This window comes from Novosphingobium anseongense (assembly GCF_037482895.1).
In the GTDB taxonomy this organism is placed as follows: Bacteria; Pseudomonadota; Alphaproteobacteria; order Sphingomonadales; family Sphingomonadaceae; genus Novosphingobium; species Novosphingobium anseongense.
In genome coordinates this window covers 347,489-361,411 of record NZ_JBBHJZ010000004.1, presented here as the reverse complement: position 1 = coordinate 361,411, position 13,923 = coordinate 347,489, and the positions used below count along the sequence as shown (strand labels likewise).

12 protein-coding genes are annotated in these 13,923 nt (G+C 66.7%); 8 read left to right on the top strand and 4 right to left on the bottom strand.

The window, feature by feature from the left end:
• Positions 1-14 precede the first annotated feature (14 nt).
• From WG901_RS19690 to WG901_RS19675, 4 genes are read right to left on the bottom strand one after another with little or no spacing between them, the layout of a single operon-like run.
• Complete coding sequence (locus tag WG901_RS19690; protein ID WP_339588821.1) at positions 15-1,472, bottom strand: pyruvate carboxylase; 1,458 nt, start codon at positions 1,470-1,472, stop codon at positions 15-17.
• A 4-nt stretch (positions 1,473-1,476) separates the two neighbouring features.
• Entirely contained in the window at positions 1,477-2,844 is a 1,368-nt protein-coding gene (locus tag WG901_RS19685; RefSeq protein ID WP_339588820.1) for an acetyl-CoA carboxylase biotin carboxylase subunit, read from the bottom strand.
• Between the two features lie 4 nt (positions 2,845-2,848).
• Positions 2,849-3,355, bottom strand: coding sequence for an acetyl-CoA carboxylase biotin carboxyl carrier protein (accB, locus tag WG901_RS19680; protein WP_339588819.1), 507 nt, complete (start codon positions 3,353-3,355; stop codon positions 2,849-2,851).
• A complete protein-coding gene (locus tag WG901_RS19675; protein ID WP_339588818.1) occupies positions 3,352-4,899 on the bottom strand; it encodes a hypothetical protein in 1,548 nt (515 codons plus the stop codon). Before WG901_RS19675 ends, accB begins: the two co-directional genes overlap by 4 nt.
• Before the next feature lie 126 nt (positions 4,900-5,025).
• Between WG901_RS19675 and bioB the strand changes: the two genes are divergently transcribed.
• The 8 genes from bioB (at position 5,026) to WG901_RS19635 (ending at position 13,896) form a co-directional block, all read left to right on the top strand.
• Positions 5,026-6,120: a biotin synthase BioB gene (bioB, locus tag WG901_RS19670; RefSeq protein WP_339588817.1), complete on the top strand. Its 1,095-nt coding sequence runs from the start codon at positions 5,026-5,028 to the stop codon at positions 6,118-6,120.
• Positions 6,120-6,944 (top strand): methyltransferase, encoded by an 825-nt coding sequence (locus tag WG901_RS19665; protein ID WP_339588816.1) that lies wholly within the window; start codon positions 6,120-6,122, stop codon positions 6,942-6,944. Before bioB ends, WG901_RS19665 begins: the two co-directional genes overlap by 1 nt.
• Positions 6,941-8,152 carry an acyl-CoA dehydrogenase family protein gene (locus WG901_RS19660; protein ID WP_339588815.1) on the top strand — a complete coding sequence of 404 codons (1,212 nt, stop codon included), beginning with the start codon at positions 6,941-6,943 and terminating at the stop codon, positions 8,150-8,152. The genes WG901_RS19665 and WG901_RS19660 overlap by 4 nt, the downstream gene beginning before the upstream one ends.
• The gene (locus WG901_RS19655) at positions 8,152-9,228 is read left to right on the top strand and encodes a phosphotransferase family protein (protein ID WP_339588814.1); all 1,077 of its coding nucleotides are present in this window, start codon (positions 8,152-8,154) and stop codon (positions 9,226-9,228) included. Before WG901_RS19660 ends, WG901_RS19655 begins: the two co-directional genes overlap by 1 nt.
• A complete protein-coding gene (locus WG901_RS19650; RefSeq protein ID WP_339588813.1) occupies positions 9,215-10,000 on the top strand; it encodes an enoyl-CoA hydratase/isomerase family protein in 786 nt (261 codons plus the stop codon). Before WG901_RS19655 ends, WG901_RS19650 begins: the two co-directional genes overlap by 14 nt.
• Before the next feature lie 67 nt (positions 10,001-10,067).
• Positions 10,068-10,718, top strand: a complete 651-nt coding sequence (locus tag WG901_RS19645; protein ID WP_339588812.1) for a GntR family transcriptional regulator — start codon at positions 10,068-10,070, stop codon at positions 10,716-10,718.
• Between the two features lie 828 nt (positions 10,719-11,546).
• The gene (locus tag WG901_RS19640) at positions 11,547-12,854 is read left to right on the top strand and encodes a sensor histidine kinase (RefSeq protein ID WP_339588811.1); all 1,308 of its coding nucleotides are present in this window, start codon (positions 11,547-11,549) and stop codon (positions 12,852-12,854) included.
• A gap of 7 nt (positions 12,855-12,861) precedes the next feature.
• A complete protein-coding gene (locus tag WG901_RS19635; RefSeq protein ID WP_339588810.1) occupies positions 12,862-13,896 on the top strand; it encodes a winged-helix domain-containing protein in 1,035 nt (344 codons plus the stop codon).
• Positions 13,897-13,923 lie beyond the last annotated feature (27 nt).

Genomic DNA, 13,923 nt, shown 5'->3' with positions numbered 1-13,923 from the left:
GCGGTAGCCTCCGACTAGCGCCGCATCACGAGTTCGAGTTCGGCCGAGCGCATCTGCACCATCGGCAGGCTCGCCACGCGCAGCAGGCGCGAAACCTGGTCGAGCTCGGGCGAGGACAGCGTCGGATAGTCCTGCCGCGGCGCGCCCGACAGGCGCATCCGGTCGAGGTCCGCCGCCGGCACCAGCGCGCGCAGGAGCAATTCGTCGTCGTCGCCAGCTGTTCCGTGGCGGCGATGCAGTTCCTCACGGTCGGGCTGCTCGGGCGGGCTGCCGACGATCTCCTTGGCGCGCGGCTTTGCCATGATGCGGTCCATCACATCGGCATCGATCGGCGCGACCGGATCGCCGTAGTAGCCGGCAGCGTATTGGATGACCTCGTCGGGCACGACCGAATAGCGGTTGCCGGTGACGATGTTGAGCACGGCGAGCGTGCCGACGAGCTGGGCGAACGGCGTCGCCATGCCCGGATAGCCGAGCTCGCGGCGCACGCGGGCGACTTCCTCGAGCACGTCGGGCAGCTTGTCGAGCATGTTCTGCTGGACCAGCTGCGCACGCAAGGTGCCCATCATGCCGCCCGGAATCTGGTGCTTGAGCGAGGTCACGTCATATTCGAAATGCTGGTTGACCAGGAAGCCGGCGGCCTTGCCGACGCGCTCGAAGTGATCGGCGACGGGCGCGAACTTGCTGGTGTCGAGGTTGTGCGTGTGCCCCAGCATCTCGACGTTTCGGGCCATGATTTCGACCGAGGGGATCGACGGGCCGTTGGCCATCGGCCGCACCGCGGTGTGGATCGTGGTGACCCCGAACTCGATGGCATCGATGTAAGACTTGGCCGACTGGCCGAGCATGTTGTTGGCATGCATCTCGATCGGCTTGCCGCGCGCCTTGGCGACGATCGCGGGCACCAGGGTCGAGATGCGCGCGCGATCGAGCACACCGCCGGTGTCGTAGAGCAACAGGCTGTCGACCTCGGGCAGAGCCGAGAGCTTGTCCGCCTTGTCGGCGTAATAGGCATCGTCGTGGACGGGCGAGAGCGTGAACAGCATCGTCCCCGCGACCTGGCAATCGTACTTCTTCGCCTGCTTCGCCAGCCGCTGCATCTTGTCGATGTTGAACAGCACGTCATAGAGCCAGAAGCTGCGGATGCCGTGAGCGCAGAGTCGGTCGACCCAGATGTCCATCAGCGCATCGGGGGTGAAGCCAAAGGTCACTGATCCGTTCGAGCGGCAACCCGCGCGCAGAGGCGTTTGGGGCATCGCCTTGACCAGCATGTCGAGCCCGGCCCAGGGATCTTCCTGGCAGTGCCGGATCAGCACTTCGAACAGCGAGGAGCCGGCCAGGCTGATGATCTGATAGCCGGTCTGGTCGATGATCGGCGCCACGGGCAAGGCCATGCCGGCCTGCATGCGCATGCCCCAGAGGCTCTGCTGACCGTCACGCAGGGTTTCGTCGAGGAACTGGATATGCGCCACGCGCTTACTCCGCTGCCAGGGGCTGGCTCGCGAACAGGTCCTGTTCGAGCCAGCGGGTATGGATGGTGTTCGATCGGAACCGCGGATCCTGCAGGATCGCGCGGTGGAGCGGGATGGTGGTCGGCACGCCTTCCACCTCGAAGGAGTCGAGCGCGCCGATCAGCCGGTCGATCGCCTTTTCGCGCGTATCGGCGTGGACGATCAGCTTGCCGATCATGGAATCGTAGAACGGCGGGATGCTCGCGCCCTCGGTAATGTGGCTGTCGAGCCGGATCCCCTCACCCTCGGGCGGGCGCCAGCGGGTGATCGTGCCGGGCACAGGCACGAAGTCGCGCCGCGTATCCTCGGCGTTGATCCGGCATTCGATGGCGTGGCCCGTGGCGACGATCTGGTCCTGCGTCACCGACAGGCCCTGCCCGCCGGCGATCCGCAGCTGTTCCTGCACGAGATCGCGGCCGGTGATCATCTCGCTGACCGGGTGCTCGACCTGGATACGCGCGTTGACCTCGATGAAGTAGATCTCGCCGCGGGTGACGTCGTAGAGGAATTCGGCCGTGCCGGCGTTGCGGTAGTTGACGCTCTTGGCGAGGTTCACCGCGGCCTGATGCAACTGAGCGCGCAGCTCGGCCGGCATGGCGACGCAGGGCGCCTCCTCGATGACCTTCTGGTAGCGGCGCTGGACCGAGCAGTCGCGCTCACCGAAGTGGACGACTTCGCCCTGGCCGTCACCCACGAGCTGGACCTCGACATGGCGCGCCTCGGGCACAAAGCGCTCCATGAACAGGGTGCCGTCGTTGAACGCGGCCAGGGCTTCCGCGCTGGCGCGGTTGAAACCGGCCTCGACCTCGCTGGGGCCGTTGACGATGACCATGCCGCGCCCACCGCCGCCGGCCGAGGCCTTGAGCAGCACCGGATAGCCGATCTCGTCGGCAACCTTGCGCGCATCGGCGGCGCTGGCGATCTCGCCGCTGCCGGGCACCAGCGGCACGCCCGCGGCCGCGGCCATTTCGCGGGCGCGCAGCTTGTCGCCCAAGGCGTCAATCATATCGGCTTCGGGACCGACGAAGACGATGCCGTGCTCATCGCAGAGACGCGCCAATTCAGCACGTTCGGATAGAAATCCATAACCAGGATGAAGTGCATCACAGCCGCTGGCCTTGGCCGCCTGGACCACGAGGCGCGCGTCGAGATAGCTCTTAGCCGCGGGCCCCGGACCGAGCACCAGCCGGCGGTCAGCCAGCCGCGCGGCCATGGACTCGCGGTCGGCATCCGAAACGCCGATCACCGTCTCGAGATTGAGCGCCTGCGCGGCCCGCAGCACGCGCAGCGCGATCTCGCCGCGGTTGGCGATGAAGAGGCGGGAGATCGCCATGGCCTCAGGCCGCCGCGATCACGAACAGCGGCTGGTCGGCCGCAACCAGTTCGCCGTCGCTGGCGAGCACCTGGGTGATCTTGCCCGCCACCCCGGCGCGCACCGTGGTGAACAGCTTCATCACTTCGACCAGGCAGAGTTCGCTGTCGGCCTCGACCACGCTGCCGACCTCGACATAGGCCGGCGAGCCCGGCTTGGGCGAGCGGTAGAAGGTGCCGAGATAAGGCGCGCGGATCACTTCCGAGCCGTCGGGCCAGGCCTGCTCGGCCGCTGCCGGTGTCGACGCCGCCTTGGCGGGGGCTGCCGGTGCGGCGGGCGCCGCAGTCGCGGCAGCCTTGGCCGCCGGCTTGCGCGTCACCGCGACCTGCGGGCCAGCGAGCCCCGGCGCATCGGCATCCTGCGAGAGATAGATCTCGAACTCGCCATGGCGGGCGTGAAGCTCGCGCAGGCCCGAACGTTTGAAGTCCTCAATCAGTTGTTCGAGATCGGAAAGGCTATTGCCCGCGCTCATGCTTTGGCACTCCGGCTGGTTTCGACATCGGCGCGGCTCAGCCCCGCGCCACGGCCGGCGAGCGGCGTTCCTTCCTGCTCGAGCCGGTAGAGCGCCTGCACCCTCTCGTCGTTCGGCGTGTACTTGGCTTTGGTGTCGCAGATGAAACGGTACTGCTCGGCCATCTGCGCGGGACGGAATTCGGCTGCCCTTGCATTGTATTCGGCAAGTGGCATCCGGCCCGCGCTGGTGGTGTAGACGTCCTGCTTGGCGGCGTGGTGGCTGGTCCCCGGTCCGATCGGCGCGAGCTTGGGCACGTCAGCGCCGCGATCGATCGCCGCGTAGGGGACATGCGAGATGTAGCGCACCGGATTGTTGTTGTGCTGCATCATCGCATAGGAATGGAGCTGCTGCGTGGGCAGCGAGACCAGGCCGACCATCTCACCCAAGAAGTCGCGGCCGAATTCGTCGTTGAACAGGCCGCGAAAGCGGTCGGCGCGGACGTCAATCGTCATCCAGTCGTTGACGTCGTAAACGCCGGCCAGGTGCGCGAAGTCCTTGATCATCGAGAAATAGACGATCGCGCCCGCGTCCATCATCTGGTCGCGGCTCCAGCCGGCCATGCGCTTCCACAGCTCGACCGTGGCCTTGCGTAGCCGCTCGGTCAGATCCTCGAAGGTATCGGCCAATTCGTCGGCCGACCCCATGCCCACGGGCACGAACCCGTCGGACAAGGCGTCGGTGGTGTAAAGGCCGACGCCGGTCAGCTTGTCGGCGGTGAATTCGGGGCGGGATTCGAAGGAACCCCAGTCGTCCATCAGGTAGAAGTGGCCGCCGGTCGCTTCCATCGTCACGGTCAGGTTGCTGAAGGGGATGTCGCCCGCGACGCCGTCGAGCCAGGGATAGTCGCCCTCGGCCAGGTCCGAGAAGTCGCGGATGACCATCTCGCGGTCTTCGCCCAGCTTGTAGGGGCCCGAATTGTTGAGCGCGCAGCGGCTCTCACAGGAAACGAGGAAGCCATACTGCGAGATCGTCGCGAGGAAAGTCTGCGCCGCGTTGTTCAGCCGGTCGCCGGCCTGGCAGGGCTGCAGCTCGGCATGGAAGCGCTGGATCCGGCGCTCGGGCATGTGCTGAACGCGCTGGCCGAACTCGCGGGCATTGAGGTGCCCGTCCTCGCGCTGTTGCGCCAGCTTGAAGCGGCGCCAGAAGTCCATGACGTAGGCGACGTCCTCCGCCGCATCCTCGGGGCCGAGCATGCCGAAGTTGATCAGCATCTCGCGGCCGAGCAGGTAGAAGGTCGGCATCGACCAGCCCGACAGGTTGCCGAGCTTGCCGCCCATCAGCCGAGCCCGGTCACCGACCTCCTCGGCCTTCATCCGCGCCTCGACCTTCCGAAGCAACTCGGGATAGCGGTAGAAACAGCAGAGGTACGACAGCAGCATGTAGGACGGCACGGGGAACAGTTTCGATTCCTGCACCGTGCGCGTCACGCAGAGCCAATAGGTGTCGTCACCGATCGTCTGGATCGCATTATTCGTTTCCAGCAGGCGAACGTAATCAAGCATCAGCCCCGATCCTCTCTTCTGTCATTCCTTGTGGACTAGGCGCATCTGGTCTGTCAATATCGTCTGACGATTTTGATCGAATTGGCGCCAAAATGAAACTGCGCCGCGGACAGGGAAACGAGAGGAATGCTCGAAAATCAACCGTTTCGCGACTTTCGCCCGGAACGAACCCACGATGCGACCTCGCGCACGAACGCGAGTGGAATCGCGGCCGAACGCGACTCGCCGCGGACGGGCGGAACCCGCACCGACTGGACCCATGACGAGATTGCGGCGCTGTTCGATCTGCCGTTCACCGAACTGGTGTTCCGGGCCGCGGAGGTTCATCGCGCGAACCACGACGCCGGCGCGGTCCAGCTCTCGACCCTGCTTTCGGTCAAGACCGGCGGTTGTCCCGAGGACTGCGGCTACTGCTCGCAGTCGAGCTCGGCCGACAGCGGCGTCAAGGCGACCAAGTTGATGGACGTGCGCCAGGTGCTGCAGTCCGCCGCGCGCGCCAAGGACGCGGGTTCGACCCGCTTCTGCATGGGCGCCGCCTGGCGCAATCCCAGGGATCGCGACATGCCCGCGATCATCGAGATGGTCCACGGCGTGCGCGCGATGGGCATGGAAACCTGCATGACCCTGGGCATGCTGACCAGCAAGCAGGCCGAAATGCTCGCCGCCGCCGGGCTCGACTACTACAACCACAACCTCGACACCGCCCCCGAGAAGTATGCCGACGTGATCACCACGCGCAGCTTCGAGGACCGGCTCGAGACGCTCGACAACGTCCGCAAGGCGGGCATGAACGTCTGCTCGGGCGGCATCGTCGGCATGGGCGAGACGCGGCCCGACCGCGTCGGCTTCATCCACGCGCTCGCCACCCTGCCCGAGCATCCGCAGTCGGTGCCCGTCAACGCGCTGGTCCCGGTCAAAGGCACGGTGCTCGGCAACATGCTCGCCAACACCCCGCTCGCCAAGATCGACGAGATCGAATTCGTCCGCACCGTCGCGGTCGCGCGGATCACCATGCCGCTGTCGATGGTCCGGCTCTCCGCGGGCCGCGAATCGATGAGCGAATCGACCCAAGCGCTGTGCTTCCTGGCCGGTGCCAACTCGATCTTCACCGGCGACACCCTGCTGACCGCACCCAACGCCGGCGACGACGCCGACGGCGTCCTGTTCGCCAAGCTGGGCCTGCGCGCGATGGCGCTCCAGGAAAAGGCTGGGACAGAGTGATGATCTGCTCGGACCAGACCAGGCCGAGGATCGAGGCAGCCTTCGACGCAGCGCAGAACTACGAGACGCACGCCCGAGTCCAGCGCCGCGTCGCCGAGGCGCTCGCCGACCGGATTGCCGCGCTGCCAGTCGTCGCGGCGCGCGGCGATACGCTGCGCCTGCTTGAAATCGGCTGCGGCACCGGCCTGCTCACGCGCGCGCTCCAGGATCGCGGCATCGGCGGGCATTGGCTGGTCACCGACATCGCCCCGCGCATGGTCAGTCGCTGCGCCACGGCGATGGCCGACCATGCCGCTGCCCCCGCGCTGACCTTCGCGGTGCTCGACGGCAGCGCCCCGCCCGCGTCGCTCACGCCCGGCAGCTTCGATCTGATCTGCTCGAGCATGGCGTTCCAGTGGTTCGCGGATCTCGGCCCCGCGCTCGCCCGCCTCGCGGACCTCCTCGCCCCCGGCGGCACGCTGGCCTTCAGCACCTTGCTCGACGGCACTTTCGCCGAATGGGAAGAAGCCCATCGCCGCGAAGGCCTCGATGCCGGTGGTCTCCGCTATCCGAGCTTGCACGCGCTGTCGGGCCTGTTCCCTCGCGGCGGCAATCTCTCCGCGCGCGAGTTGCACGCGCGCGACGCCTATGCCGGCGCCGGCGATTTCCTGCGCGCGCTCAAGCGCATCGGCGCGGCGACGCCGCGCTCCGATCACCGCCCGCTGCCCCCCGCCTCGCTGCGCCGGGTCATGAAGGCCTTCGACCGCATGGGCGCGGCCGCCACCTACCGGGTGGCGCTCTGCAATTGGACCTCCCCTACCGCAAAGGATGAACTCTCGGCATGACAGACCATTCCGCTCAACCGCCCGCCGGCGCCGGCCCGGCACTGACGGCTGAGATCGCCACGCGGGTCGAGCGCTTCGTCCGCGAAGTGGTGGCGCCCTACGAGCGCGATCCCCGGCGCGATCATCACGGGGGTCCGACCGACGAGCTCGTGTTCGAGCTGCGCGAGAAGGCCCGCGCGGCCGGGGTGCTCACGCCGCACATCCTGCCCGGCGGTGACCACCTCACCCAGCGCGAGACCGCCAAGGTGCTGATCGCGACCGGGCTCTCGCCGCTCGGCCCGCTCGCCTGCAACACCGCCGCGCCTGACGAGGGCAACATGTACCTGCTCGGCAAAGTCGGATCACCGCTGGTCAAAGAGCGCTTTCTCGCGCCGCTGGTCTCGGGCCAGGCCCGCTCGGCCTTCTTCATGACCGAGCCTGCCGAGGAAGGCGGCGCGGGATCGGACCCTTCAATGATGAAGACGATCTGCCGCCGCGACGGCGACGACTGGGTGATCCGTGGCCGCAAGAGCTTCATCACCGGCGCCTCGGGCGCACGCGTCGGCATCGTCATGGCGCGCGCGGAAGAAGCCGAACCCGGCAAGGGCGCCTGCATGTTCCTGGTCGACCTGCCCGACCCGGCGATCCGCATCGACGAAGTGCCGAACACGATCGACAGCTCGATGCCCGGCGGCCACGCCACCCTGACGATCGACGACCTGCGCGTCCCCGCCGAGCAGATGCTGGGCGAGGCCGGCGAAGGCTTCACCTATGCGCAGGTCCGCCTCAGCCCCGCGCGTCTATCGCATTGCATGCGCTGGCTGGGCGCCTGCATCCGCGCGAACGAGATCGCCACCGACTATGCCTGCAAGCGCGAGGCCTTCGGCAAGGTGCTGGTCGATCACGAGGGCGTCGGCTTCATGCTCGCCGAGAACCTGATCGACCTGAAGCAGGCCGAACTGATGATCGACTGGTGCGCCGGCGTGCTCGACGGCGGCTCGCTGGGCACGGCCGAAAGCTCGATGGCCAAGGTCGCGGTCAGCGAGGCGCTGATGCGCGTGGCCGATCGCTGCGTCCAAGTCATGGGCGGCACGGGCGTGACCGACCGCACGATCGTCGAGCAGGTGTTCCGCGAGATCCGCGCGTTCCGCATCTACGACGGCCCGACCGAGGTCCACAAATGGAGCCTCGCCAAGAAGATCAAGCGCGACTGGCGGAGAACGCAGTGATGACCAGCGCTTCTGCCATCAATACCGCCGCCAATGCCGGCAGCGCCGCCGTGCGCGAAGGGTTCCGCTTCGACGAGGCCGCCCTCGCGCGCTGGATGGAAACCCATGTCGCGGGCTATCGCGGACCGCTGACGGTCGAGCAGTTCAAGGGCGGGCAATCGAACCCGACCTATAAGCTGACCACGCCGGGCGGCGCCTACGTATTGCGGCGCAAGCCGCCGGGCCAACTCGTCCAGGGCGCCCATGCGGTCGATCGCGAGGCGCGCGTACTCTCGGCGCTAGAACGCGCCGATTTCCCCGTCGCCCACGTCCATGGCCTCTGCACCGACGACAGCGTGATCGGCAGCTGGTTCTACGTGATGGAGCTGGTCGAAGGGCGCATTGTCTGGGACGCGACCTTCCCCGACGTGCAGCGCGAGCAGCGCGCCGCCCATTTCGACGCGATGAACGCGGCGATCGCCCGGCTCCACACGATAGACTATGCCGCGATCGGCCTGTCCGACTACGGCAAGCCCGGCAACTACTTCGCCCGCCAGATCAGCCGCTGGTCGCGCCAGTACCTGGAGGATCAGGACGCGGGGCGCGATCCCGGCATGGACGCGCTGATCGCATGGCTGCCCACCGCCATTCCTGCGGGCGACGAGACGTCGATCGTCCACGGCGATTTCCGCTGCGACAACATGATCTTCCACCCGACCGAGCCGCGCATCCTCGCGGTGCTCGACTGGGAGCTCTCGACGCTCGGCCATCCGCTGGCCGACTTCGGCTATCACGCGATGATGTACCGCATGCCGCCCGACATCGTCGCGGGTCTGGGCGGGGCCGACCTCGGCGCCTTGGGGATCCCGAGCGAAGCCGACTACCTCGCCGCCTATGCCGAACGCACCGGCCGCGGCAATTTCGCCGACTACGGTTTCTGCATCGCCTTCAACTTCTTCCGCCTCGCCGCGATCTTCCACGGGATCAAGGGGCGGGTGATCCGCGGCACCGCCGCCTCGGCCCATGCCCGCGAGCGCGCGAACAATTTTCCCCGGCTCGTAAGCCTGGCGATGGAGGCGATGCATGAGTGCCGCTAGTCCGCTGACCGCCACCCAAGAGCCAGGCCTCGTCCATCTGCGGCTGAACAGCCCGCAAACGGGCAATGCGCTCGACCTGCCGATGATCGCCGCGCTCACCCGGGCGATCGCCGCGATCGAGCCCGCCACGACACGCGCCGTGCTGATCTCGGCCGAGGGCCGCAACTTCTGCGTCGGCGGCGACCTGCGCGGAATGGCCCAGAGCGCCGACATGCCCGAGACCCTGCGCAAGATGGCAACCGCGTTCCACGACGGGCTCAAGATGCTCGAAGCGTTCGACGCGCCGGTGATCACCGCGGTCAACGGCAGCGCCGCAGGTGGCGGCCTCAGCCTCGCGATCGCCGGCGACGTCGTGCTGGGCGGCGAAAGCAGCAGCTACATGATGGCCTATTCGGCGATCGGCCTGTCGCCCGACGGCGGCGCCAGCCATCGGCTGCCCCGACTGATCGGTCTGCGGCTGACCCAGGACATGGCCTATCTCAACCGCAAGCTCGACGCCGACGAAGCCCTGCGCGCCGGGCTGATCACCCGCGTCGTGCCCGACGAAGCGCTCGCGACGGAAGCCCTTGCCGTGGCCAGAAGCCTCGCCGTAGGCCCGACCGCAGGCTTCGGGCGGATCAAGCGCCTGCTCGCCCGCAGCGCCACGGCCAGTCTAGCCGAACAGCTCGACGACGAGGCCTCTTCGATCATCGCCAGCGGCTCAACCCACGACGCCCGCGAAGGCGTATCGGCCTTCCTCGAACGGCGTCGGCCGGGCTTCCTCGGGCGATGAACATGCTTCTCTCGGAGTTGGGAATGGCCTGGAAATGAGCGAAGATTCGGAAGGATTGGGAGCCGGGGTGGTCGACAAGGTGGCCGATACGATCATCCGCGGCATCCGGTCGGGCACGTTCGTTCCCGGCCAGCACCTCGTCGAGCCCGACCTCATGCACCGCATCGGCATAAGCCGCGGCTCGCTCCGCGAAGCGCTCAAGCACCTGTCGGTCGCGGGCATCGTCACGCTGACCCGATTCCGCGGCGCCTATATCGCCGCGCTCGACCGCAAGACCACGCTCGACCTGCTCGACGTCCTCGAACCCCTTGCCCGCCTCGCGGCCCGGCTGGCCGCCCGGAACTGCGACACCAAGGAAAAGCGATTGGCCCTGCGCGCCGCCGCTTTCGCGGTTGAGGAAGCTAACAAGAGCCTGAACCGTGGAAAATATCTCGAGCAGCGCCGCAATTTCTACACCGTGCTCATCGGGATCGGCGGCAATTGCGAGCTCGAACGAGCTATGCCGCTCACGCGTGCGGATCTGTTTCGTGCACAGGCGGAAGCGCGCAAATCGGAAAAGCAGCGCCTTCGCCACATCTCCGGCTATGCCAAAGTCACCAAGGCCGTGACGGAGCAGGATGTCGGCGCCGCAGATCGCGCTGTGCAAAGCCACTTCGGCGGCACCCGGCAAACCATCCGCGAACTGCCTGAAGACGTCTTCCCTGGCGTGTTGCCGTGACACGGACCGGCTGCCAGAAATCGCAAGCCATGAGCGAAATCGGCTCCTGGACAGTCTCTCGATCTTCTTGCGGAACCGCTCGGACGGTTCGGAAAATCCGACCTTATCTCTACCACAACGGCGTGTCGGCGGCAGCGCAATAGCGTAGGTCGCGTTTGTTCGCTAGCCTAGGCACGCTGCCAAAATGCTATCACCGGCCTCTTCCGTGTTGGCCAAAAACGGCAGGCGGATCGCTGTGTGAGGGACCGAGAGATAATGCGATCAATAAACGTTACTGCCTGCTGCGCGGTCATCAGCGCGCCGGTCGCGTCTCAACCACCTCCGAGTCCGAATTGTGAACAGGTCGAGAAGACTGCCGAGGCATGCTTGACCAGCACGCATCGCGTCAGTGTCACCCCAGCTTTCCCCTTGGTCTCCGAATTGGGGGTTACTATCTCGATCGCTAGGCGACGCTGAATCAGCGGCAATGCTTCTATCGCAGATTAAAGATCGGGGAGGTTGAACAGCTTATTCGCGACGGTAACTCACCGAAGAACTAGGGCGAACTCGAACTCCGTTCGCGCCTTCTGCTCGGTAAATGAGCGGCAGCTTTCAGGTAGTGCCTGTGCGCAGCCGAGCGACCGCTACGTCGGCGAAATCGCTTACCGCCTGGGGCAGTGGACATTGCTTTTGTGTCTGACCGGACAAATTATGGGTCGGGCCCGCGCGTAGAAGCGACCGGTGCCCGAGGGAGAGAAAGATGCCGATCGGAATGGCCGACTTTGCCGACGGACCGCACCACTGGTGAGGGGACGCCTCTGGCCCGGACTCAATTCGATCCGGGCACACATGATTCTCCTCGCGCTGGGTACGATCGCCGCCATCACGGCGATCAACATCCTCGCGATCAATTTCAACTATGGCCCTTCGTCGAGCCCGGTCTCGCTCTACGAAATGACTCGGATCGTCCGTGGCCTGGACGTCGTGCAGATCCCGCCCAAGCTCATCGAGCGCGGCCGGGCAGAACAAGCGCCGTCAAGCGAAGGAAGCGCCGAGCGCGTGGTATCGCGGCTGCTGGCGGCCCGTCTGTCGCTTCCCGAACGCGACGTGCGCGTGCGCTTGCAGTCCGACCGCTTTCGCCCGCAGGTCATCGTCGACGAGGCGCGGATCTATGCCGACGAAGGCGCGGCCAATCCGATCCTGCTCGGCGGTTTCACGATCTACGTGCGGCAGGCCGACGGCGCGTGGCAGACCCATTCGCGGATCGTCGACTATTGGCAGGCTCGCTCGGTGCGGTTCTGGCGCTATGCAACCTATTACCTCGGTATCGCCATCGTCTTGCCGCTGGCGATGCTGTTCAGCGCGCGGTTCAATCGGCCGGTAAAGGCTTTCGCGGTTTCCGCGGGCAGGATCGGCGACGGGCATTACGATCGGCCGGTGCCGGTGGTCGGCCCTACTGAGATCCGCCAGGCGGCGGTGGCGCTCAACGACATGCAGGAGCGGATCGCACATCTCGTTCGGGAGCGCACGGCGCTGGTCGGCGCCATCGCGCACGATCTGCGCACGCCTTTGTCCAACCTGCGCTTCCGTGTCGCTAATGCCGACGCCGAAACTCGGGCCTCCGCCGAGGCGGAGATCCGGCACATGGAGCAATTGATCGGATCGACGCTCGACTATGTCGACGGCGAGGGCCGGCCGCTGATCACCGAGCCGCTCGATCTCGGCTCGCTGCTCCAGACCCTGGCCGACGACTGCCGTGACCGCGGGGCTAACGTCAGCTTTAACCCAGCGCGGAAGATCACCGTTCGCGGCGACATCGTCCGCCTGCGACGCCTGTTCACCAATCTGATCGAGAACGCGATCAAGTTCGGGAACCGCGTGGACCTCGCCTACAATGTCGAGGGTAAAGAGGTCGTCGTCGATTTCATGGACGACGGTCCGGGCATAGCCGAGGACGACCTGCCCCGCGCTTTCGATCCCTTCTTCCGCGGCGAGCGATCGCGTAACCGCAGCACGGGCGGCATCGGCCTCGGGCTCGCGATCGCCGAATCCGCCGCCCGCGCGCACGACGGCATGATCGAACTGCGCAACGTCCCCGGAGGTTTTCGCGCGCGCGTCCGCCTGCCGATTGGCGCCCCAGTCGTCGCGGTGACGTGAGCGCAGGATGGAAACGCCCCAGACCAAGATCCTGATCGTCGACGACGAACCGTCGGTGCGGTCGGCGATCAGTGACTATCTCGCGCGCGAGGGCTTCCATGTCCTCGAAGCGGGCGACGGAGTGGCGATGCGACGCGTGCTCGACGAACACGCGGTCGCCATCGTGCTGCTCGACGTGATGCTGCCGGGCGAGGACGGCCTGAGCCTGGCCCAGTCGCTCGCCGATCGCCAGAATGTCGGCGTCATCATGATCTCGGCGCTCGGCAGCGAGGCGGACCGCATCGCCGGCCTTGAATTCGGCGCCGACGACTATCTGCCAAAGCCGGTCTCGCCACGCGAACTGCTCGCCCGCATCCGCGCGCTCCAGCGCCGCTTCAAGAGTGCCGGCGTCAATCCGCCCGGCGGGCTTCTGTTCGAGTTCGCCGGTTGGCAGCTCGACGCGGTACGGCGGGTGCTGCGCGATCCAGGCGGCGTCTTGACCAGCCTCTCGGACGGCGAATTCGGTCTGCTCCTGGCTTTCGTCGAGCATCCGCAACGCGCGCTGAGTCGCGACGAACTGCTGCACTTGGCCCGTGGCAGCGATTCCGATGCCTTCGATCGCGCGATCGACACCCAGGTCAGCCGGCTCCGCCAGAAGCTGCACGGCGCCGCGGGGGAAGAGGTGATCCGGACGCTGCGCGGCGAAGGCTACATGTTCCTCCCGCCGGTGACGCTCGCTGCCGCCGGCGATGCCCCGCCCCCCCAAGCGTTGCCGGGCACCAACGAGATCCGGATCGACCCGCGCGCGTGCGAGGCGAGCGTCGGCGGGCGCCGGCTCGACCTGACGTTCTCGGAATTCGCGCTTCTCGCGGTTCTGGTCGAAGCCAAGGGCAATGTCGTAGAGAAAGACGCGCTTTCGCGTGAGGTGCTCGGCCGCCCCTGGCGATCGTTCGACCGCAGCATCGACGTGCACGTCAGCAACCTGCGCAACAAGCTCTCGCCCTTTCCAGCGATCTCGATCGAGACCATCCGCCGGGTCGGCTACAAGCTGGTGAACTCCTGACCCCGGCCTCCGGGACACCGGGCGGGC